The 22,821-nt window shown below is 45.3% G+C and carries 24 protein-coding genes; 3 read left to right on the forward strand and 21 right to left on the reverse strand.

The annotated features are described in order from the left end of the window. Positions 1–48: 48 nt before the first annotated feature. The 19 genes from KB559_RS16360 to KB559_RS16440 all read right to left on the reverse strand — a co-directional run bounded on the left by KB559_RS16360 (position 49) and on the right by KB559_RS16440 (position 19,498). Positions 49–588, reverse strand: coding sequence for an RNA 2'-phosphotransferase (locus KB559_RS16360; RefSeq protein WP_211023017.1), 540 nt, complete (start codon positions 586–588; stop codon positions 49–51). Positions 589–595: 7 nt separating this feature from the next. Further along, complete coding sequence (locus KB559_RS16365) at positions 596–1,018, reverse strand: hypothetical protein (RefSeq protein ID WP_211023018.1); 423 nt, start codon at positions 1,016–1,018, stop codon at positions 596–598. An 11-nt stretch (positions 1,019–1,029) separates the two neighbouring features. Further along, positions 1,030–2,196, reverse strand: a complete 1,167-nt coding sequence (locus KB559_RS16370) for an RHS repeat-associated core domain-containing protein (protein ID WP_211023019.1) — start codon at positions 2,194–2,196, stop codon at positions 1,030–1,032. A gap of 131 nt (positions 2,197–2,327) precedes the next feature. Further along, positions 2,328–2,819 (reverse strand): hypothetical protein, encoded by a 492-nt coding sequence (locus KB559_RS16375; protein ID WP_290405428.1) that lies wholly within the window; start codon positions 2,817–2,819, stop codon positions 2,328–2,330. Beyond that, positions 2,813–3,367: an RHS repeat-associated core domain-containing protein gene (locus KB559_RS16380; protein WP_247681891.1), complete on the reverse strand. Its 555-nt coding sequence runs from the start codon at positions 3,365–3,367 to the stop codon at positions 2,813–2,815. The genes KB559_RS16375 and KB559_RS16380 overlap by 7 nt, the downstream gene beginning before the upstream one ends. Continuing rightward, entirely contained in the window at positions 3,291–3,569 is a 279-nt protein-coding gene (locus tag KB559_RS25200; RefSeq protein WP_247681892.1) for a hypothetical protein, read from the reverse strand. The genes KB559_RS16380 and KB559_RS25200 overlap by 77 nt, the downstream gene beginning before the upstream one ends. Further along, positions 3,544–3,669, reverse strand: a complete 126-nt coding sequence (locus KB559_RS25390; protein ID WP_282103172.1) for a hypothetical protein — start codon at positions 3,667–3,669, stop codon at positions 3,544–3,546. Before KB559_RS25390 ends, KB559_RS25200 begins: the two co-directional genes overlap by 26 nt. A 122-nt stretch (positions 3,670–3,791) precedes the next feature. Then, on the reverse strand, positions 3,792–4,529 hold the full coding sequence (locus KB559_RS16385; RefSeq protein ID WP_211023021.1) for an ATP-binding cassette domain-containing protein: 738 nt from the start codon (positions 4,527–4,529) through the stop codon (positions 3,792–3,794). After that, the gene (locus KB559_RS16390) at positions 4,511–9,217 is read right to left on the reverse strand and encodes an RHS repeat-associated core domain-containing protein (protein ID WP_211023022.1); all 4,707 of its coding nucleotides are present in this window, start codon (positions 9,215–9,217) and stop codon (positions 4,511–4,513) included. The genes KB559_RS16385 and KB559_RS16390 overlap by 19 nt, the downstream gene beginning before the upstream one ends. Before the next feature lie 11 nt (positions 9,218–9,228). After that, positions 9,229–9,570: a WXG100 family type VII secretion target gene (locus KB559_RS16395; RefSeq protein WP_211023023.1), complete on the reverse strand. Its 342-nt coding sequence runs from the start codon at positions 9,568–9,570 to the stop codon at positions 9,229–9,231. Between the two features lie 12 nt (positions 9,571–9,582). Continuing rightward, positions 9,583–9,858 carry a WXG100 family type VII secretion target gene (locus tag KB559_RS16400; RefSeq protein WP_211023024.1) on the reverse strand — a complete coding sequence of 92 codons (276 nt, stop codon included), beginning with the start codon at positions 9,856–9,858 and terminating at the stop codon, positions 9,583–9,585. A gap of 2 nt (positions 9,859–9,860) precedes the next feature. Next, entirely contained in the window at positions 9,861–10,655 is a 795-nt protein-coding gene (locus KB559_RS16405; RefSeq protein ID WP_211023025.1) for a hypothetical protein, read from the reverse strand. Positions 10,656–10,682: 27 nt separating this feature from the next. Beyond that, positions 10,683–12,047: a protein kinase family protein gene (locus KB559_RS16410; RefSeq protein ID WP_211023026.1), complete on the reverse strand. Its 1,365-nt coding sequence runs from the start codon at positions 12,045–12,047 to the stop codon at positions 10,683–10,685. A gap of 20 nt (positions 12,048–12,067) precedes the next feature. After that, positions 12,068–12,358 (reverse strand): EsaB/YukD family protein, encoded by a 291-nt coding sequence (locus KB559_RS16415; RefSeq protein WP_211023027.1) that lies wholly within the window; start codon positions 12,356–12,358, stop codon positions 12,068–12,070. A gap of 19 nt (positions 12,359–12,377) precedes the next feature. Continuing rightward, positions 12,378–13,130 (reverse strand): vWA domain-containing protein, encoded by a 753-nt coding sequence (locus tag KB559_RS16420; RefSeq protein WP_211023028.1) that lies wholly within the window; start codon positions 13,128–13,130, stop codon positions 12,378–12,380. 85 nt (positions 13,131–13,215) lie between these two features. Next, entirely contained in the window at positions 13,216–13,488 is a 273-nt protein-coding gene (locus KB559_RS16425) for a WXG100 family type VII secretion target (protein ID WP_211023029.1), read from the reverse strand. 101 nt (positions 13,489–13,589) lie between these two features. Next, positions 13,590–17,621 (reverse strand): type VII secretion protein EssC, encoded by a 4,032-nt coding sequence (gene essC / locus KB559_RS16430; RefSeq protein WP_211023030.1) that lies wholly within the window; start codon positions 17,619–17,621, stop codon positions 13,590–13,592. A gap of 201 nt (positions 17,622–17,822) precedes the next feature. Beyond that, the gene (locus tag KB559_RS16435; protein WP_211023031.1) at positions 17,823–18,092 is read right to left on the reverse strand and encodes a hypothetical protein; all 270 of its coding nucleotides are present in this window, start codon (positions 18,090–18,092) and stop codon (positions 17,823–17,825) included. 14 nt (positions 18,093–18,106) lie between these two features. After that, positions 18,107–19,498: a Tle-like phospholipase domain-containing protein gene (locus KB559_RS16440; protein WP_211023032.1), complete on the reverse strand. Its 1,392-nt coding sequence runs from the start codon at positions 19,496–19,498 to the stop codon at positions 18,107–18,109. A gap of 130 nt (positions 19,499–19,628) precedes the next feature. Here KB559_RS16440 and KB559_RS16445 point away from each other — a divergent pair, with 130 nt between their 5' ends. The 3 genes from KB559_RS16445 (at position 19,629) to KB559_RS16455 (ending at position 21,259) form a co-directional block, all read left to right on the forward strand. Beyond that, positions 19,629–19,967, forward strand: a complete 339-nt coding sequence (locus KB559_RS16445; RefSeq protein WP_211023033.1) for a hypothetical protein — start codon at positions 19,629–19,631, stop codon at positions 19,965–19,967. Positions 19,968–20,014: 47 nt separating this feature from the next. Further along, complete coding sequence (locus KB559_RS16450) at positions 20,015–20,350, forward strand: hypothetical protein (protein WP_211023034.1); 336 nt, start codon at positions 20,015–20,017, stop codon at positions 20,348–20,350. Positions 20,351–20,917: 567 nt separating this feature from the next. After that, complete coding sequence (locus KB559_RS16455; RefSeq protein WP_211023035.1) at positions 20,918–21,259, forward strand: hypothetical protein; 342 nt, start codon at positions 20,918–20,920, stop codon at positions 21,257–21,259. 357 nt (positions 21,260–21,616) lie between these two features. On the opposite strand, the gene KB559_RS16460 is transcribed toward KB559_RS16455, so the two are convergent. Continuing rightward, positions 21,617–22,063 carry a hypothetical protein gene (locus KB559_RS16460; protein WP_211023036.1) on the reverse strand — a complete coding sequence of 149 codons (447 nt, stop codon included), beginning with the start codon at positions 22,061–22,063 and terminating at the stop codon, positions 21,617–21,619. Between the two features lie 376 nt (positions 22,064–22,439). Further along, positions 22,440–22,808, reverse strand: a complete 369-nt coding sequence (locus tag KB559_RS16465) for a DUF7674 family protein (RefSeq protein WP_211023037.1) — start codon at positions 22,806–22,808, stop codon at positions 22,440–22,442. Positions 22,809–22,821: the final 13 nt, after the last annotated feature.

The raw sequence follows: 22,821 nt of genomic DNA on the forward strand, positions 1-22,821 counted from the left end.
ACCTTGAAAGGCATTGAGCCGATCAAGGTTCACATTACTAATTTTAAACTAAATTATAGAGATGAACCTTGAAGGAACAAAATCCGCCAACCAAACTATATTATTGCCTTGGTAAAATCTGACCCCCTCAATTGAAGCCTTCTCCGCTTGAATTTTTAGAAGTACAGGGGTCGTATCCTTACGTTTTCCAACTAAATTGGCGGTATTAATATCCACTGATAAATGAACATACTGCCTTTCCATCGGTAGAAGCCCATCATTAAAAATTTGTTCCACTAAATGTCTTGCAGTCCCATGATACAGGAATGAAGGTGGCGTTGCTGCAGTTTTTATTATTTTTTGAGGTATAGAATGACCATAAATCGCTCTAATTCTACCATTCAAAATTTCATGTCGCTTTTTATCAGCCACTTCAATCATATTAACTAAATCGGTCTCTTTAACGGATTTCCAATGTTCATTTAATTGCAATCCAGTTAACAGTTGACGAATCTCCACCCACCCCTCATTATCTAGTTCAAGTTCATATTCCCAAGGTGCATGGCGTAATGCATAAGATATCTCCTTGCTTAATAATGAATAATTCATTCTCTCGTCAATCCCCTAATGTTATTTTCGTTTGATGGATAGGCAAGTTTTTGATTAAATTAATATCGTTTACAACATTTTCGGCAATAAACTCGTAGCATCCATAATCCTCAAAAAAGATTAAATAGTGTTTAAAGTTAAATTCTTCATCACCTCTAAAATTATTTTTCGTTTCTTCTATCCACCATGAATTTATAACTTCAACTAAAGTATCAAGTGTTCCAAGCATATATTCTTTTAAACAATCTTCACTGGTTACTTTAAAAGAAATTGTATTTTTAAACGTTAATCCTGCCCATTCATACGTCCCTATCTCCGTTTCGTAATCGTGCAATAACACAATATCTCTTCTCGCAGTTTTAATTAGTTGGGGGGCTTCAATGAATTCCTGCGAAGCCCCATTAATCTTTAATACAGATTTAAATTCCATAACTGCACCTCTTATTTCAGATTACTAGCTTTTCCACCAGCGCCCGTGATTCTTATTGTATCTGTTCCTGCACTTGTTAATCCATTTTTCGCTAATCGCTCAGTTATCTTAATTTCAAAATAAGAATCACCTGTTCTATTTACGAAAGTCCACTCACTCTCTGGAATACCTGCGCGTTTTAATGCTAGTGATGATCTAGTATTAATTAATAACTTATTTCCATCTCTCATTAGATATTCAACTGGTAAGTCACTAGCTTGTAGTTCTCCATTTCTTAGTTTTTGAGCGACCTCTCCATTGGTCATATTGGCAAACTTGCCATCTTTACTGAAATTAACTGATGCTGTAGTTTGAGTGAACTTCCCACTATCACCCTTCCCCCCAACATCACACTTAAACAACCCCAACGGATCCACATAACCCACCGGATCTCCGTTGACATAAGCGAAGCGGTTCAAGGTCTGGCCGTCGGCCAGGTCGCCGAGGATGACGTCGCGGTTCAGGAACCGTTTCAGTTGCGGGTCGTAGTACCTCGCCCGCATGTAGTACAGGCCGTTAGGATCCGTCATGACTCCGTCTCGGCCGTTATATTGGAACGGTTGGTGAGTGCTGCCTTCATGCTCCTCTAGCTCGCCATAGATGCCGTAGGTGTAACGGTCCGTTACACTTCCTTGTTCATCGGTCAACAGCGTGGTGCTGCCACGAATATCGCTGTGGTAACTCACGTAGTTCCCGTTAGCAGCCTCCCGGCCGATGAGGCCCAGGCCGTAGACATAGAAGGCTGTAGGCGTTCCTGCTTCGTCCAGTTCCATGAGTACCCGGCTTAGTTCTCCCAGGTCGTCCACGACGTACTGTGTGGTCTTTCCCCTCCAGCTCATGGACGTTCTCGTTCCCAGCATGTTATAAGTATAGAGTGCTTTCCCTGATCTTACCAAACGATTCCGGGCATCGTATTCGTACGAAGCCATGGATTCCCCGTTGCTCTTGTACAGCAGGTTCCCATCGGCATCCATCTCTACCGGGTAGTCTTCAAGAGCGAGCAAGCGATTGTCGGGAGCATACTGGAAGGTTGTGGCCCGACTGTTCATGGAATCCTGGGTGTGCGTCAGGTTGCCGCCCAGGTCATACTCATAACTTACTATTCGTCCCTGGGAAGCGCCCGAGCTTAGACGCCGCATGTAATGGAGCGGCGTCAATTAAGTCATGGTTATATGTGCTATTGGTTGAATAATAAGTTCACTCGGTACTGGGTAGCCCCCACCAACAAAGAAACCTTGAAAGGTATTGAGCCGATCAAGGTTAGTTAGTGTCAATAACTTTCTAATTCTTCCATTTGCAGCTGAGCAATTTTTCTAAACGGTTCGTATAAAACAGATATTTTTCTTTGAAAATCAGTGTCCTCTATGAGAATTTCATTCTTTTTTAAGTCACCGCTAATTGCATAAAACTCTTCACATTCAATAGATGCACCTTCACCACCATCTGCCTCGTCCCCGGACTTCAGTAATAACTCTTGAAGAGTAATTTTCTTAGACAAGTAATTGAGGTAAAAATATCCAATAACTGCATCGCTAAAAGGTGGAATATTTTTCATATAGTCTCTCTCTAAAATCATTAGATCACTCAAGACTTTACTTAATATATCAATATTACTTGCTAAAGAAACATCGATTAACCAAGGCTCTGGTCTTGTCAGACGAAGTATGCGTTCGTCAGCCCAATTTTGCCAATCTGCCTTACTATAATATTCGCTAAAAGCGATTGCAAACAAATAATGCGCAATAGGAATAATTTTTACCACCTCGGAGTTTCAGGATATATTCCCGGTGTACCTGGCCCATGTTGTCTTGGATTATACCATGGATTTGGATGGTAATGAGGAACTGTATGAGAAGGTACGTCCGACCGCCCATGATTAGTATAATCGTTATTACCTATCCTTCTGCCAAATTGATCAAAAATTGTTTCCCTCTCGTATAACTCACCAGTTTTACCATTGATCTTTTGATCAATGATACTTCTTGTACCTGGTGCCGTGTATGATCTTTCCCTTGTGGTAGGCTCGCCTTTATAAATTTCCTTATAGTCTTGTTCCCAGTATCTTTCATAACGAGCTGCTTCTGATGGGTCCATTTGTTCAACAAATGATTTCCCCGTCCCCCCAACATCACACTTAAACAACCCCAACGGATCCACATAACCCACCGGATCTCCGTTGACATAAGCATACCGGTTCAAGGTCTGCCCGTCCGTCAGGTCGCCTTGAATAACGTCACGGTTCAGGAATCGCTTCAATTCCGGATCGTAATAGCGGGCCCGCATGAAATACAAGCCGTTCGGGTCGGTCATCACCCCATCCCGGCCATTGTACCGGAACGGTTGGTTCGTGATTCCGATGTGCGTACCAGTCCGTGACTCGGCCGTTCTCGTCGGTGAGCAAGGTCGTGCTGCTCCGGATGTCGCTGTGGTAGCTGACGTAGTTGCCCTCCGCATCTTCCCGGCCAATGAGCCCCAGCCCGTACACATTAGGCTTTCGGCGTCCCGTCTTCATCCAGCTCCATCAGCACTCGGCAGTTCCCCCAGATCGTCCGTGGACGGTGCATGGTGTGGGCGGGTATAACCTCGGATTGAAAAGAAACCTTGAAAGGCATGAAGCCAATCAAGGTTAGTAATACTATTAAATCCACTTAATCATCTTTGTGGGCCCCGGATGGTTCCAATTAAAGATAGGCAACCGTCTTATTAGATAAATTAATTTCTGATCTAAAGGCTCTTACGTGCTCCTATTCCGCTTTCCTTCAAAATACTGCTCAACAAATTCTTTGGCCCGTGGGGAGGGGGTATGCTTTTCATTGTTCAAATGTATTATCTCATCGACAAAAAAATTTACACTTTCTGACTTTTGGGTAGGGAAAATGATGATTGCCCCTGCATTTTTTAAAATATCAATACAAATATGTATACCGCAATTCAGTATCAGATTATTTACCCAACTAGCATCACACCAAGGAAAACAGAAAATTCGCTTGCCATGAGCAAACCCAATAGCGATTGAAGCTCTCCACTTTTCCCAACTTAACTCTTCGAGAGGATAATGGATTCTATCTTTTGATAGGCCAAATAAATTGGTGATATCCTCTGCAGTAAAATTACTGCTCGTTTGTACTATACCTTCTTTGATCTGTCGATAAATAGTTTTTCTTTTTCTTATTAATCCTTTTGAAGTGATTCCGTCACCAACATACCAACCGTAATATTCTAGGATTTTCTCATCCGCTGCCTGCCCATTTAGCAATACTTTACCCTCATACGGTTTATCTCGTCCAGTTAAGATATGGGACAATGTCCATCCGCCTTCGCCACAGCCTCCTATAATGCCATATACTTTGCCACTTTGAAAACTTGTTGATAGGTTATTACAACTATCTGGCATTTTTCCATAGTTTTTTAGGAAGGGATAACCTCCAGCTGTCAGATTATCTATTTTAATCTCTATTTCCAAAATTTCCACCTACTTTTCTTAAATCCTACTTCCTTGACATCAAAAATTTGTATTGGAATATGTTGTCCATCTGTGGTTTCTACTGCAATATCTTTGATTTTTGGATTCACAATTCCACGATCAGGTCCAAATGAAGCATTAGTTTTAAATTCAAGCACAGTTTCAGTTCGACTTCCGATTCCAGCAGCTTTAGCTTGTGATTTAGTCGGTTGTTCTTTCCACGCAAAAACTCTCGATTCCCATAGGTTTCCTGGCCTTCCTAACGTCTGGGACTCCATGATTTCTTTAGCAGATTCTTTAGTCGTTACATGATAATAAGTTTTAGCATCACCCGTCCCCTCAACGTTACACTTAAACAACCCCAACGGATCCACATAACCCACCGGATCTCCGTTGACATACGCGAACCGGTTCAAGGTTTGCCCGTCGGTCAGGTCGCCGAGGATGATGTCGCGATTCAGGAACCGTTTCAGTTGCGGGTCGTAGTACCTCGCCCGCATGTAGTACAGGCCGTTAGGGTCGGTCATGACTCCGTCTCGGCCGTTGTATTGGAACGGTTGGTGAGTGCTGCCTTCATGCTGTTCCAGCTCGCCATAGATCCCGTAGGTGTAACGGTCCGTTACGCTTCCTTGTTCATCGGTCAACAGCGTGGTACTGCCGCGGATATCGCTGTGGTAGCTCACGTAGTTTCCGTTAGCATCCTCCCGGCCGATGAGGCCCAGGCCGTAGACATAGAAGGCTGTTGGCGTTCCAGCTTCGTCCAGCTCCATGAGTACCCGGCTTAGTTCTCCCAGGTCGTCCACGACGTACTGCGTGGTCTTTCCCCTCCAGCTCATGGACGTTCTCGTTCCCAGCATGTTATAAGTATAGCGCGCTCTCCCTGATCTTACCAAACGATTCCGGGCATCGTATTCATAAGAAGCCATGGATTCTCCGTTACTCTTATACAGCAGGTTCCCATCGGCATCCATCTCTACCGGGTAGTCTTCAAGAGCGAGCAAGCGATTGTCGGGAGCATATTGGAAGGTTGTGGCCCGACTGTTCAGGGAATCCTGAGTGTGCGTCAGGTTGCCGCCCAGGTCATACTCATAGCTTACTATTCGTCCTTGGGAAGCGCCCGAGCTTAGACGTCGCAATTGGTCGTACGTATACTGCTTGTCTTCTTCCTGAATAATTTGACTGATCTCGTTGTAGGTGAATCGGAATTGTTGGAGCATTATCCCATGCAAATTGCTGTCCTGGATCCGGACTAATCGACTGGCAGCGTCATACGATCTTCTCTCCCGAGTCCCGTTCGCCCGCGTCGTCTCCGCCAGTTTTCCGCTACGGTCATAGCTGTAGCGGGTCAACCGTCCCCGCCAGTCCTTGACTTCCACCATTTCTCCGGCGGCGTTATACCGGTAGTGAACCTGTTTACCATCCGGATAAGTAAGCATCGTAAGGCGGTCAGCAGCGTCATACGCATAACTGATCGCATGTCCCATCGTGTCTGTACTGGAAATCAAACGGCCGGCAGCATCATAGACACGAGACAACACGGACTCCCCTTCAGCGAGAGAAACAACACGCCCATTGGCATCATAGTCGAGTTGAATTTGGCCTACCTCGTCCTCAAGGCCGATCAGCCGGCCGGCAGCATCATAGCGGTAAGCAGTAGATTGCCGCCTTGCATTGACCCGCATGGCAAGAAGTCCCCGCAGATCATACTCATAAGCGATTCCATTGCCGGATGCATTCTTCACCTCAACCAGGAGACCCGTGCTATCGTAACGCAATTCGGTCCGGTTCCGGTTGGCATCCTCGTAAGCCGTAATTCTGCCTTCTGCATCATATTCCTGACGATAGAAGGCCTGTTCCGCTTCCACCACTTCCGCCAATCTAGCCAGTGCGTCATACTTAAACCGGGTTACACGTCCCGCAGCGTCGTTCTCCTCCGTAATCTGATGATTATGATTGAAACGGTAACGGTTCGTTTGGCCAAGCCCGTTCGTGACGGCAACCGGATTCCCCGCCGCATCATAAGTCAGTTGTTTAACCAACCGTCCTTCTCCGTCTATAACAGCCTGCAATCTTCCGGAATTATCGTAATTATAGTGAGTCTCCCGATCCAATGGATCAAGTACTGTAATCAGCCGGTCAACGGCGTCGTATTGGAGCTTTGTTGTGTCTCCTATCGGATTGACTTCAGAAACGAGCCGGTCCGCTTGGTCGTAGTCGTATTGAATAGTATGTAATAACGGGTTCGTAACACTCGCCAATTTCCCAGAAGCGGTGTAGGTATACATGTGTGCGGCTCCAGAGGGATCCTTGGACCCTACCAAGTGGTCGTCCGCATTATATCGGTACTCCCAGGTATGACCGAGTGCGTCGCTAGTGCGGATTAAATTGTCATTTCCGTCATATTCACGAGTGAACTCGAAGCCAAGCGCATTCTCCACCCTTGTGATCCGGCCGGCGCCATCCAGTCCTACCTTGGTCAGCCGTCCTTCGGCATCCTCCCATGCCTCTAGCTCTCCATTATTCTTATAATAGAATCTTCCGACCGATCCGTTAAAATCACGATAAAAAGACTTCTGCCCTTCTGCGGTATATCCCGTCTCCGAGGTTCTACCATCCGCTCTAGTGACTCCTATGAGACGAAGCTGTTCATCATAATGATAGGCCGTTGCTTGTCCTTCCGCATCCACTTCTTTGATGAGCAGATCATGTTCGTCATAATAGAAGTGTGTTTGATGCCCCAGTTCGTCCGTATACTGAACCTGACGTCCCCGTTCATCATAAAGGTAGGAGGTGCCAGTTCCATCCGAGTATCTCCGATCGACTTCCTGCCCGTACTCATTATATGTATAGTTAACTTTGCGGCCGTCCGGGTACTCGATTTCCTGTAACAGACACTGTTCATCGTGAACATACTTCGTCTGATGCCCCAGCGGATTAGTCCAGGTGGTCACCGTCTGCCCAGGGATGGATTCCGTATCATACTGCAGATGAGAAAGATGTCCATTAGCATCACGCTGAGCCACAATTCGGTGCTGGGCATCGAAGGTATTCTCGAATTGAAGCTGTCCGTCAACCGTCACGGACAAAATTCTGCCTTCCTCGTCGCAAATCATATCCGTAGCATTTCCGTTCGCATCGATAAAACGAGTCATCTGCGACTTGTCGTTATATACAAATCTAACTGTCCGCTCTGTATCTTTCACCGAAGTAAGCAATCCGGATTCATCATAAACAAAGCCCAAACTTCTCCCTGTAATCTTGTCAGTTAATTGCTCGATCCATCCCCGTTCATTATAAGCAGCATTTAACGCTTGTCCATCTTGATTCACATGCTCCAACAGCACCCCGGTCTCGGAAAAAAGGAATGTTTCACGATTCTTGCGGCATTCCAGCTTATATCCCTGTTCAACCGGATGGAGTTCGTCAAACCTGGCATCGATATCTTCTGTCCTGAATACTCCATCAGTATCCATACGATACTTGTTCAGTCTGGAAGCATTCCTGAAGACTGTAACCTCGGGGCTGTCCGATGAGGTTCCCTCCTCAATTTGCAAAGACATAGCATAATTATGGGTCCATGCGGCCCCCATTTCACTATACTGAAGCAAACCGGAGTGATAATGAATAACAAAAGGCCACGTAGCCGCTCCATATAACTTAAGCGCTGTATGGCTAATTAATTGATCCCCCGTGCCCATGTGGATCGGGTCACCGCCCAAGCTATCGCAATTACGGCCAGCGAGATCCTGGGTTTGTTTGCGCGTGGCGTCAGCCGTACCGGAGACCGCACTAGATCCGGCCTTCTTGGCATCATTCATATGATCTAACGTCTTGCTCGTTTGACTCGCCGCATCACCTACCGCCTCCACGGCTTTACCTGATTTCGAGGCTCCTGAAATAACCGCGCCTGCAGCTAACCCAGCACCGCCCGCAGCCGCAAGCGCGGCCGCTGTCTCCTGCCCCGCCTCACTCAGGACTTCTCCTGTCTTGGCAACGTTCCCGACATGGCTTCCCGTGCTGGCTACATCTGCCGTTGAATCGGCTAACTTGGAAGCATCGCTTAGTGCTTCGGTAGCATTATTCGCTTTGTTCGCCAGACCGGCGATGTCGTCGCCATAAGTTAGAACTTCCGCAGCGTCGTCCGCTTTACCCGCTAAGCCTGCTATATCATCGCTATGCTTAGCGACAAAATTGACTCCGTCCACAACCTCGTCGGCGAACTTTACTACCTTGACCCCGTTACGAACCGTCTTACCCAGCGGACCCACAACAGCCAAAGCACGTTCCCAAGGAGCCAGCTTGTCCCCCGTAATTAAATCCCGGCCAGTAACCGCTTCTACAAGTCCTTTAACATTTCCTATAATCGGACAGAAATCCAATGCTATGCTAACGCCCGTCTTGAATACGCTCCACCATTTACCGGTGTTAATCTTCTGACCGTAAGCGTCATCTTCCGCAAACTGCTCTCCTTTACGTACCGCCAGTTTGGAGAGCTCGGTCAGTTCCCTGTTCAGCTCATCGAGCCGTTGGTTGATCAACCGGAAATTGCTGTCCACGTCGGAACGCCTCCGGCTCTCCATCGTCAATCGACTCATCGCTCGCTGCAAACCGGATTGAATATCTTCAATTTCCCTGACTGCAGAACTTAAAGTTTTACCGGTTTGTTTCAAACTGGCAACATCCACTTCGATTTTCAAACCGCATCCCCCTATTTCCTCTTGCTTGCCGTCGAGCGAGCAGCCGCTTCACGTTCCCGCCGGGCTCTCTCCTCGGCTTCGCGTCTTCGATCTTCCTCGAGATCCGCCTGACGGAATGCTTCCGCAATTCTCTCCAGTTGATCCGCAAAGGCATCCATCTGTTCGCTGGTTCTCTTCAGTTTGACTTCGGTCTCCTGGAATCCCTTAGTAAACCTCTGATAGGAATTACCGGCCCACAGCATGATCTGCACGCTATTATGCATGCGTGATCCCTCGCTCTGCAATTGCCTGCTTCCGCTGCGGACTTGTCTGGCTATACTCTCCAACACCCCAACATCGACACGAATGGGCATGAAATTCCCTCCTTATGTACTCGCATCCGTTTTTCTGAACCTTTCGGATATGGCCTTGAGTTCATCCCCTACACTCTTCAGCAATGTAGAGACACTTTCCAATTGCTTATGCGCATCTTGATAGGAAGAATAGAACCTTTCACGCGATTTCCCCTCCCAATTTCCCTCCAGTCCATCGATTAGTGATTTCAACTCTTTAGCCATCTGCAGATTCTGCTCGCAACACTGCAGGAAACGATCCCCGATATTCTTAATCTGTTCCGGCTCGATTTTGATGCGATTTCCCATTCTTATGCCCCCTCATTGACCAAATCGAATTTTGCCGCCAATTGTTCCAACGCTGTAAGGACTGGCTCCGGGCGGTACTCCCTGATGCATAATTCCTTCTCGTCCGGCTCTGTAATTAAGAGAAGGTCGCTCCCTCGCTTACTGTAGCGGTAACTTTCCGTCTCCCAACCAATACCGTACCTGCTCCAGAATGACATCGTCGCTAACCGTTCCGGCACGGTCTCAACGCTAAGAATATCGGTCATTACATCCAATTCAATCTCCCTTGCCTCCAAAAGTTCCCTTTTTTCCTGGCTGCTCAAAGCATCCCAGGTACTTATGTTCATTTCATCCAATATGATATGGATCGGCTTCTCACCACGCACAGTAAGAGGGAGGAATCTCGCCAGGATATTCATGGTCAGTTCTGCATTGGCTACAGGTGTTAGGGCAATCCCATCTCTGTCCGACGTCCGCTCCACGACCAAATTAGGCGTAAAATGAAGGAAGGCCTCGTAGTCCCCGATCTCATGATCATTCTTCTTTAAGTAGACAGCCGTATCGGAACCGCAGCAGGTCAAGCAAAGCCCCAGCAATTCATCCATTTCCAGCTCATCCAATCCCTCAATCGGGATCAAAAATCCCCTGTCCATGAGACGTTGTCTCACCTTTTGATATTCTTCTTCAAGCTCTTCCATCAAATAGCCCTGAAAGGGATCCCCAAAACCGGCAATGTAGTTGATGCCCAGCATTTGAGTAAGAAAAAAGAATTCTTCTTGTGATAAATGAAAGATGATCTCTTCTTCCGATGTTGTCATCCCGTTCTCTCCTCCTTTTAAGGAAAGTTATAGTAAATACGTCAATAGAGCGACGATAATAATGACCACGGATGCTCCAAGCAGCACAATCCACAGCTTGGCATAAAGATTGTCGCCCCCGTCCGTCGTCGCCTTATACTGCTCCCGAATCTTGCCGATGTTCGTAATTTGTTCTTCTTCAGGTTCATCCAGCTTCTCTTGAATCAAGGAAATCACGATTTCGATTTCTCTATGCAGTGAGGATCCCGGCGGAATACCATCGATTAACCTGCCATATTCCCACAGGGCAGCGGTCAGCTTGCCTTGTTGTTCAATACTCCGGGCTCTAGCCAACCGATTCTCCCCTTCTGCGTCGAGCAAATGCTCCCTAGACTTCCTTCGCCCTTCGACAGCATTCTCATCATCATGAAAAAGGAAGGAGCTTGGTTCAACGCCCGGCGAATCTTCTTCGGATTCATCCGAATCCATTGCCACGGGGACCGCCGGCGCAGATAATGCTTCAAGAACAATGGACCATTCCCCGAAAGAAGGGCATTGCTGAATCTGCTCCGCATTCCACAACCGTTCAAATAATCCCGAGACCGGCAAGCCGTACAATTTCTCCAAAGTCTGAATCATTATGGACTGCCGCTCATTCTCCTGCTGCAATTCCCCTGGTGCAAAGAAGCTGTCCCCCCAGCATTTCTCGCGTATGCCCGGTTCGCACCAGGTCAGCATCTCGGCTATCAGGATTCCCCCAGAGAACCGGTCTACATAGGGGCTCCATTGCATATCCTGTTCGAGAAACGGCGCTCTATAGCCGTCGATTCCATCCGGCAAATCATCCGGCTCTTCAAGCTGAGGAGAGTAAAGGTCCTCCAAATCAACCAATTGAAAATTTAATTCTCCGGCGGTGGACTCTATCATGACATTGGAAGAGGACAGATCGGTATGCGCCAGGCCATGCTCTTCCAATTCCATCATGGTGCCGGCAAAATTCCCGGCCAACTTCCTGCAATTCTCCACTGAAAGTTCACGTCTCGATGTTAAAATATCGTTCCAAGTTTCCGCTTCAATCCAAGGCATTACTACAGCATAGAGAAGTTCAGGGTATGTACTGAGCAGTTCTTTACTCTCCTGTGGATGAATGATCCTTCTGGAGCCGGATTTTAGTCCCGCGAGGCTAGAATACCTTGAAATAACCTCCGATTTCTTCATAACCGTAGGATATCTGAAGGAAGGACGAAACACCTTTAAGGCAAAGCTCTCGTGATCTTCCTGCCGTACTATTTTGTATACCGTTCCTTGTCTGCCTTCTTGTCCGTAAGGTACGCCCGCAAAGCGGGGATGCTCTTCGATCCGGTAATCCTGGCCCAAGAGCGAAAACAAATAGTTATGTTCGGGTGGAAACAATTTGCGTCACCTTTCCTGCTTTAATCCTGAGAATGAGTTGAATAACTTTGTCTTTTTTCAAGTCTGATATAGGAACCGTCCATAACTCCCAGCTCGTTCAAGGTACGCCCCGGATCAATCGGCTTCCAGCGCTGATCCCCGTTGCTGATCAAATATTGATACTCCGTGTCCGTAAAAGGATACGGCCCCCATTCTTCCAGTCCCGGAAGCACCTTGGCAAGAACTTCTCTCAACGGCACTTCTCCCGGTAATTCCAAATCTACTGATCGTCCTGACGATTCTATGATCAGGGTTACCATTGTCGTATTCATCCGATTCTCCTTTCGCCCCTTACCCTATCGGCGTAGCAGCAGACATTTGGAATCCCAAAGCGATTAAATCTGCACTGGTACCGGGCAGCATCATTAGAGCTCCTTGCCTCAGGGAATAGGAAGACTCTATCATCATCTCGCGATAGGATTCCGGAAGTACGGAAGACATCCGCTTCAACTTCTCGGTGTATGGATCCCCGGAGAAGCTTCCCGGCTGCATACCTCCCCATGCTTTGATATCCCGAATCTTCCCTCCTACGGCCTCGTCCGTTATAAAAATATTCTCAACCAATACACGGCCATCCGGCACTTCCATCGCCTTGATCCGTTCGGCGATCGGCTCCGGATCTTCTCCCGTGTATACACCGTCAGTCATATGGCACACGAGAGGGGCCGGACTGTACTGCAAATTCGGTAGCTCCGACTGCAAGATCTTCTCCGCTTGTCTGAACGCTTTTGCCGTGTCGGTGAAACGTTTGGGATATAGCTGGGGCAGGCTGCCGCTATTGGCTATCCGGTCGATCGATTTCACGCCGTCCAGAAGGTCATAGACCTCATCGCTATAGGCCAAGATGGCTATTCTATATCTCGGGGAAAGCCTGGAGCCTTTCGTCGAACGGTAAACGATTTGGCGGATTGCTGTATTTAGCGCTTCATTAACGATATCCATTCTCCGCCTGCCTTCAAATTCCAATGTCATAGATCCGCTGATGTCCAATAAATAGATGATTAAGGCAGGGGTTTCGCTGGTTGCCTGAATTTGATAGCTCACAAGCGTTCATTCTCCTTTTATTGCGTACTGCAAATAAAGTAAAGACCAGGTAAACCAATACCTGGCCTTCTGTTTTGTAACTCGCTTAGCCTTGTTGATCCGCTTCTCTGAAGCGTGCGGCAATTTTGGTCAGATCAGCGGAAACTTCCTTCAACATATTTATGTATATCTCCATATTCTTCTTGTCTGTCTCATATCTTTGGAAGAACTTTTGTTGTGTCATACCGTCCCATTGACCTTGCATCGACTGGATCGCAGAGTTAAGCTTGCTGGCTAACTCTTGGCTTTGCTGGGCCCCCGTATTAAATTGTTGTGCTACCTTGTCAATCTCTTCCGGGGTAATTAAAATTCGTGCCATTCCATTTCCTCCTTAAGTATCAATAAATTAATAGAATATGCTAAAATAGTACCAATAACGCCAGTATTTATCAATACAAAATTTGGTAAATTGTGTCGAATCTATGACTGACTCACACTCTCGAACCATGCCGAATTCACTAGATGGACTTGCTCGACAAACCGCTCGTTCCCGTGGGCAAATGCATGAGCTATTTTGACACGTTCATATTTGCGCTTAATATAAAACCCTTCGCCTGGAGGCAAGATCTTCCCGCTTTGGTCGTACGGAATCTTGATATTGAACAGTTGGGCCTCGTTCAAATCTGTAGTTCCAAGCAGCCACCCCACTTGGGCGGATTTAACCTCCTTCAGCCAAGCATCCCAGTTCTGGTTCATGTCATTCGCTTGGCCCGCCGCGATAATATAGACCCCATTCTCCCGGCCATATCTAGTGATATACTCAAGTTGCTCCGTCAATGCAAAATTGGAGGAGATCCGCTTAGCCATCACATCTGCATCGTCTATCAACAGCATAAGACGCGGTAATCCGGGTATTGACGCTTCTGCCTGTGCCCGCTTTTCGATTTCCAGCTTCAAATCGCCGATGATCTTCTCCAATGTACGTTCGTCTGATGCAAAGCCCTGCGTATGGGCCAAGTCCTTTAGAGAACTGAGTCCCGGTGAAGAACGACGGATATCAAAAAGATACAGATGAAGTTCTGCTGGAGTGAAGTTCCGCGAAGCCATGATTCCAAGCGTCATCAACATCGAGGTCTTTCCGCTTTCCATCCGACCACCGAGAGTAAAATACGGACCGTCCTCCATACTCCACAAAAAGCTTTTTAAGTTTGAAACCTGAAGCCCCAAGGTTAAAGAATCTTTCTTGTCGTCCGTTTCTTGTTCCCATACTTCTTCCAAATAAACCGTGTCCGGTAGAATCCGGATCGGCATAGGCCTTGTTCCTTGCCAATTGGCATCCATGTGGTGAAAATGCTCTTTAACTTGTTTGGCACGTGTGGACTCATTGACCGCATCCAGCGATAAAGCCGTTTGAAATTCATAAGGAGGAAGATGGCCCTTAACGAACCCGCGCCCCTCGGGAAGTTGCCCTGGTGCTTTGGATAAACGCCCTACAGCATAATGATAATCACCAGCATCCGCAAGCAGGAAAGAAACCGCATTCGGGAAATTGCTTCGGATTTTGTCATAGATATCGGATACCCGGTTGGCCGTGAGCATAAAGTAGATTCCATATCCGGATCCTTCCCGGAACAATATTTCCAGCTTGTCATGAAGGGTTTCATATTGTGTCTTAAAGCTGACATATCCATCAATGATAATAAGGAAAGCCGGCAGTTTATGATGGGTATCCGCACAATAGGCCTGTCTCGACTTCACGCCCGCTTCCGCGAACAGAATTTTCCGGTTGGACAATTCTTCTTCGAGGAAAGCCACCAAACGGATGAGCTTCTCTTCTTCGTCATCAAGAAGAACATCGCCCGTATGCGGCATGAGAAGGTAATCCTTAAGCATTCTGCCGAAATCCAGCGCATAGATGTGCAGGTCTTCCGGAGTACAATTTCCGGCAAGAGAGTATAGGAGTGTCTGAATAAACGTAGTCTTCCCCGTACCCGGCATGCCGTGTACAATCCAGTTTCCCGACTCGATATCAAGCTTCAACGGAAACTGGGTCTGATTAGCAACATCATCCACCAATCCCACGACCGGATGTATGATTTTGTCCCCGATCTCCGCCGTTTCCGGAATTTGATCCAAAGTTAAGTATTGCGGTAATGGAGGCAACCACGGTCCTGGCAGACGGCGGATTCCTGCTTGTTGACAGTGATCGGCAATATAACGGATAAGAACGCTTAGCTGCTTCTCTTCAATACCAAAGTCATTATTCGCTTCTTGCTTCTGTCCGGATGAAACCTCATCTAAAGGATTACTGATTTTGGCTCTTCTTCCGTCAAGACTTAGCCTGTACGCCGTAAAGCTGGTTTGTTGAACCGATTTGTTCGGGTTATACGGCGCGCCGCTCCAAGCAAACTGCACCAGTTCGAACACTTCATTGCTCCCCACCTGCAGATAACCCCTACCGGGAGTGGTTATGTATGCCGCATCGCTGATTTTAAGCATTTCGCGGCTGTCCGCCTCATCCTGCACCCGGAGACAGACCCGGTATCTGGAGTTGCTCCAGATCTTGTCATCCACAATCCCGCCAGGTTTCTGTGTCGCAAGAAGAAGGTGAACGCCCAAAGTTCTGCCGATTGCCGCAATGGACACCAATTCGCTCATAAACTCCGGCTGGTCCTTCTTAAGCTGGGCGAATTCGTCAATCACGATGAACAAGTGCGGTAACGGTTCCTTTGTTCTCCATTCGGTCTTGTAGTACTCATCAATATGCTGCACATTGCCTGCCGCGACAAACAGCTTCTGTCTGCGATTCAATTCCGCCTTTAATGAAACCTTGGAGCGTTCGATCAGCCCCTCTTCTTCGAGGTTGGTGATCGTAGCGATGACATGGGGCAGATCCTCAAAGGTGTTCGACATGCCCCCGCCCTTGTAGTCAATAAGCATTAAAGCCAGATCATGCGGGTGGTATTGTACGGCCAACGAGGCGATCATAGACTGAATGACTTCACTTTTCCCCGAGCCGGTTGTACCGGCCATCAAACCGTGGGGGCCATGCCCTTTTCTCTCAATCTTATCGTGAAGATTCAGCAGAACAGGCTTCATCCCACCGCGAACTCCTACCGGGAAAGGAAGCGTATTGGGAAATCTTTGTTTGTCCCATTTGCCGGCGATATCCAGTTCATTGATCTTCTGAATGCCATATAAATCAAATAAGGTTAGAACATTGGCCACCTCATCCGCCGAGCTTGTCTTCACCCGGTACGGAGCGATTTGACGTGCAAAATGGTCCACTTCCCCCGAGGTCATATGATCGGGCTTAAACGACTGAACATAAGGCACTTCGTCTTTAGGCTTGGCATAAGCCGCTCCCGCTAAGCCACCCGTTACGTTCGTGGATCGCATAACAGCTTCGTCTCCATGCAACTCAACGACCAGTTGGCACTCCTTAGGAAGCAGGTCCCTTTGAGCGGCCAATACAATCGAAGTCGCGCCGATGCTGTCTCCGTCTTTCATTAACAACGGCAGGATAGGTTCATGTTCAAGCATTTCAATATAAGGAAGCAAACATACGAAGAAAGGAAGCGCCTGAGTCTGTTCCTGTTCTTTCATCCATGATCGGCGTTGAAGCAGTGAATGGAGTTGCTCCAGGACTTGAGTCTGATATCCGCCATCCTGAAACAAGTATCTGCCGGACCGCTTATCATCCCAAATATGCGGTAGCCAGCGTAGCCAGTCCCATTCCCCCGTTTGCATCTTGCTCATAAATGCGGCAAGCTTCACCTCATCCGGCGAATGGTGAGTTGCGATCTGGGTTACCAAGGCCCTGCAAAAGCCCTGAAGCTCCTCTTCGTTGCCAACAATCCCTACAACCCTGTACTTATTCAAATCCAGCAATGCAGGCGCATTGGCAATTGTAGAGAATCGCTCGGCTAACTCGTTGGCCTTCTCAACCAATGGGTCTTTCTCGATGCCTTCGCGCTTCGGGACCGTAATATCGAACCCGCTCGGTACCGTACCGATGCCGGCACGTATTTTCAAGAAGTCAAAGTCTTGCGGAATTCGATCCCATATCGAAGAACTTCTCTCGCTCATGGCTTGAATACAAAACAAGGGCTCCAGATGAGTCTGATGCCAATTTAGGATCAGCTCATTCTTCCAGCTCTGAAGCTTCTCCCGCTGTTCATTCAAATGCGCATCGTAGCTCTGATTACGTTTCTTGATAGTTCGTTTGTGCTTCCCCTTCTGCTGCAAATGCACCAGAATCGGTACAAAGTAGGAAACGACCATGGTGCAAAGCGAGATCATCTGGACAATAACATACGAACCGTTACCGGCCCTTTTATAGAACATCATCATAGCGGCCGAGCCCGCAACCGTAACGATGATAGGAACCATAATAGAGATCAGGTTCAGAGTCGGCGGCTGGGGAATGGAGGGCGGCCGAAAAACTTCAAGCTGGCGTTCGCCTTGATCTTTAATAATCCGGGGGGATCTGCGATAGTAAAAAGAAGACATGCCTCGAACAACTGCCTTTCATTAAAAATTTAAGAAATTTTACCTAAGTCAATAGTCATAAAAAATTATACCACCTAATTTCTGAGAAAAATGTCGAAACATGTAGCTAATTGTTTATTTGTGATAAACGAGAAAGAAAAAGCCTTGAAGGGAACTTGACCCTCCAAGACTCATTGTTGTAAGACTATAACACGGTAAATATTATGCCTGCTGATCCAATTGCTCCATCTTGTAGGCATACCTTGCTAATTCCACTTTCTGTTCCTCGATAAGCTGAATTTGTTTCATTAAGCCGTTGAAAAAAGACTCCAGCCTTTTTCGCAATTCATCCGCTGCACTCCCTGTCCAGTCCCGAATTCCGTCCGTAACGGTTCGGACATGCCGTTCATTGTCCCGGAGTGTTTGGAGCAATTGATTCAGTTCTCTCTCTGCTTTCATCAAATCCACAAGTTCGACAACAATTCTGCTCATGTATCCCCCTCCTGTCAACCCTGATCGGCGCGAATAAAATCATCGGCTTTTTTGTTGATGTAGTCCGCAATTTGCTGCCCCTCACCTACATACCATCTATTAAAAGTGAGCAAAGTTTGAGTCAGTCTCTCCGCGATTGGTTGGAGAGATCGGCTGCTGCTCGTCTCCACCAAATGCTGAATACTCCGAATCGCGGAAGGCAGCTCAGCCTGAAATTCTTGAACATGCCGGTTCAAGGTCTGTCCTGCCTCTTTAAGGGCTTCGGGTCGAAGCTGAATCTTAACTCCCGTAGCGGTCGCGAGAATGGTCCCGAATTTCCCCCAATTACTCCCGTAGCGGGCAATCAGATCCTGAACCGCTTCCTTCATTAATGTCTGATTAGCCATGCTCTCTTCATAATATTGTAATCTGGGCGATCCTGAGATTGGCTCCCCATCCATTGTGAACAGTGCATTCGATATATTCCCCGCCTCATCAAACTCGAAACGTTCAAGAGCATGTGTTCCTTCGCCCATAATCGAATTAAAAAATTTTGAAACCACTCCGAAATTCACCAGATCGTAAGTAACTGGTACAAATTTAATCCGAAATTCAGGGCCAAACAGGAAGTCTTGAAAGGAATTTGCTCTTTTTTCAGTTGTAATCAGAGGATAGTAAGCGGTTGAAGAATATTGGTACCTCTTATTGGCTTCTTCATAAGTTGAGTATGTATAAAAAGTTGAACCAACATGTCTATCAGCCTCTCTCAACCCTGAGCCTATGGCATCCCCAGGATCCACATAAGACACATTCGTTTTATCGAAAACGCCTCTGTTGCTCTTCTCCTGTAGTTCATCGGAAAGAAGATGATTGATACTGGGGGCATTGAAGGTAGTGGATGAAAGCCCGTTTCGAACCGCAACGTATTCTGCTTCTGCCCCGCCCAACGAATGTCCTGTTGTTGTAATCTGCGCGTTGGGATATGCCGTCCTGACCGTACGGTAAAGCTCCTCAGCTTGATGAAACTGATTGGTTTGGTAATCGTACTCCATCTTTTGATAAGTCCGAGCCGCTTCGGGCTGAGATAGAATCCAGGGGTTGTCTTTGATCTTCTCATACGATTGGTGAAACTCTTCTAAACCCTTGATTCTCCCACCGACCACATCCATCCCGTCCGTACCATAGTCCATAAACATACTCCAGAGAGGACGACCGAAAGGTTCCGTTCCCCGGTAAGCGATGATAATATCATCCGTATTTTTATTTTTAAACACCGTAGCATCGAATCCCGAGCCATTGGTATCATGCAGCAAAGCGCCATCGGGTTCGATGACTTCCCAGTCGGGGTTTGGATTATAAATTTGCTTCCCCCTGTTATATGCAAGGTTTGATAATTTCCAGTTTAACTGGTCATTTATATATCCCATAAACCCTCCGCTAGTTCCACAAAATTCAATATTAGTATATTATATTATAGTAATATATTACCATACTTAATTATTGCCTTATCACCAAATTATAAATAGGTAAATCTTCTTATGAATCGAGGCTATGACAATGAAAAAAATAAAAATATTCTTAATTGCTTTTATTCTTTTAATTTCGCTCAATGGATGTATGTCTAAATCTCAAAAGGAAGCCATTTATAACAAAGCTGTACCTATCGCAACTGAATATATGAAAACCCATTTTGATTCATCCATTGTTATTTCTAATGACTTTGATATTAACGACCCCGCAAATTCAACTATTGTTTTATATGGATATTTAGATAATCAGCCTGAGGCAACCTTCTCGATAAGTATTAGCCACAAAACCTACGAGGTCGCTCAAGTTGCCGGGTCAAGAGAACTATGGAATCATCAAGTTAACTCCGATAAGGATAAAACTCAATAACCTCACGGGTAGATGGGACAATCTCTAAATCTAGGAGGGGATGTCATGTGAGCAATAATCTTAAGATCTTATCTATCTTTATTCTGTTAATTCTTCTCTCGGGATGTATGACGAAGTCTCACAAGGAGAACATTTACAACAAAGCTGTACCTATCGCAACTGAATATATGAAAACCAATTATAACTCCGATGTATTTTTCACCCGAGACTACGATATTAATGACCCCGTCGACTCGGCAATTGTCTTATACGGATATCTTATTGAAGATGAGGACATTACATTTTCTCTTTATATGAACCATAAAACCTATAAAGTCAATTTTGTTATGGGACCTCAAGCCCTTATGGATAAAAAGGTTAATTCAGAAGATGTGGGCCCCTAATGTGCAACATCGATTACATTTTTGATCTTCTCATAAGACTCATGAAACTTCTCCAAAACCTTAATGCCAAAATATCTATTTATAGTATATGACTAATGGTGCTAAAGTTTAGTAATTTCATGTGACTGCGAATTGAGAAATGGAATTAAACTGTTAGTGAGGAAGCGGGGCGAGTATGAATAAATTCACAAAGGTATTTTATTTGATATTTATGCTCGCACTTATAGTCTTAATTAGTGGGTGCATGTCGAATTCTAAAAGAGAAACTATCTACAAAAATACCGTACCGATTGCAATAGAATATATGAAGGTCCACTATTATGCTTGAGGTGGTTATAGACAAATATTATGAAGTCAATGATCCTATGATTTCAGAAATAATGCTTTACGGTTATCTGGCGGACGAACCGGAGGCGAACTTTTTTATAAGTATCAATCATAAAACTCTTAAAGTCACTTGATGTGGGCGGATCAAGCAAAGTTTTAAATCGTAAAGTAGAAATTGAAAAGGCAACACCGTGAATTTAACTTTGAACTTTATAATCTGAATACATGTAGGTGTCTTTCATGGCTAAGAAACTAATTATCTGTTTCTGTGTTATTCTGTTAATTTGTCTTCTCTCGGGATGTATGTCAAAGTCTCAAAAGGAAGCCATTTATAACAAAGCTGTACCTATCGCAACTGAATATATGAAGACCCACTATAACGTAGAAGTGATCATTTCTGATTACTACGAAATTAATGATCCGGCAAACTCTGAAATCGTATTGTATGGACATATTGTCGAAGATGCAGATGCAAGTTTCACCGTCGGCATAAATCATAAGAGCTACAAGATTAATAGAGTGGGTGTGTCTAGCAAATTAAAAGACAGTAAAGTTATGACAAATGAGAATCCCACCCCCTAGGAATAACTCCGGCTAATTCATCCGTCTCTCTCAACACTATATCCATCGGGATATATATTCTCAAAGTTACGATTGTTTTCAAAAAATCTGTGAGTAAACGAAGATAACAAAAAACAGGTCAATTTCGGTGGTATCTGACCATAATCAACCTGTTTGATGTAAAGCAATAGCGTAATTTAGGTTATAAAGTTACAGCATTTGATGTGCGTACAATCAAAATGACGAAATCTTTATAAGGGTATCACAAGGGTTATTCATGTTATTAATTGAATGGTGGGTTATTCAACAATGGGTAGCCCCCCACCAAAAGTGAAATTTTAAGACGAAACCAATCATGGTATAAGGTACTATCACTAACTATTGCGGTAGAGTTGGTAACATAGGGCGTTTGTTTTCCAATTCAAACCACATTTCAATATGCTTACATAAAGAAGGGATATCTGCTATGGCTTGTTCACACAAAGTTTCATAACTTTCTCCTAAAATCCCTTTTAAATTATAGTTTACAGCATATTCATCACTTAATTTCGCCCTATAAACTTTAATTGGCTCAATAATATAATTCTTATGACGTGTGTTATTGCTGACATTTATGCACCACTGAAGTATACCTTTAAAAGCATTGATACAATCTTCTAAACGTGTATATACTTCATTCTTATTATGAAATCGAAAATAAAAACCCGCTGGACGGTCATAAATATTATCTGGATTATACATTGAAGTTCTTTGCCATTCAAATGACCCTAGTTTTGAGATAGTATAAGCCATTAATTCAGGATACGATACCTCTCCATTTTCCATAAAATAAATACTCTTAGAGGACATTGTTTCTCACCTACTTAAAATTTGTGTACTTACAGATATCTTTCCACCATTCAACTCACCATTATTGTAATAATTTCACCTTTACCTCCTGCCGCTTGCGCTAAATCTTCTGCTATTTCAGAACAATCATATTCTAAATTCGACTTGTATTTACCAGCATTGGCGGACATTTCACTAGAAACTTTCAACATCCCATTTAGCATTATTTGAGGAAGTAGTTCAATTCGATTTACATCGGTTATATGTGTTATTGGTTGAATGATAGGTTTATTTGGCACTGGCCCTCTCTGAATATAGCAAAACGGTTATCCATTACGGATAACCGCGTCAATATTTTATGAGTCTTTGCTGACTAGATTCTACCCAATGCCCTATCAGCTTCTATTTGAAGTTGTATCGTTTTAGTTCCCATGTATTTCTGTGCAATCCCTAGAATTGATCTGTCATTTCCAAGTGCTTCTAGCACCGTAATTGAAAAAATGTTCTTTAAGTGAGCATCTTCATCATTAGATACTTCTTCAAAATATTTAAAAATTCTTTCTAACAAATTGATGTTATTTTCCTCACTTAAAAGTTTAATTATTTCAGGAATGAAGATGTCCTCAATTATCACTGTTTCCAGTGCCTCACCGTAATTTGCGATTGATTTTCTATACGCATCGTTAGCAGACGGTATGAAATCCAACATTCTTCTCAAAAATTCTTCCGATTTTTTATTCATAACCACCAACTCC

It is taken from the genome of Paenibacillus sp. Marseille-P2973 (assembly GCF_018101095.1).
In the GTDB taxonomy this organism is placed as follows: domain Bacteria; phylum Bacillota; class Bacilli; order Paenibacillales; family Paenibacillaceae; genus Fontibacillus; species Fontibacillus vini.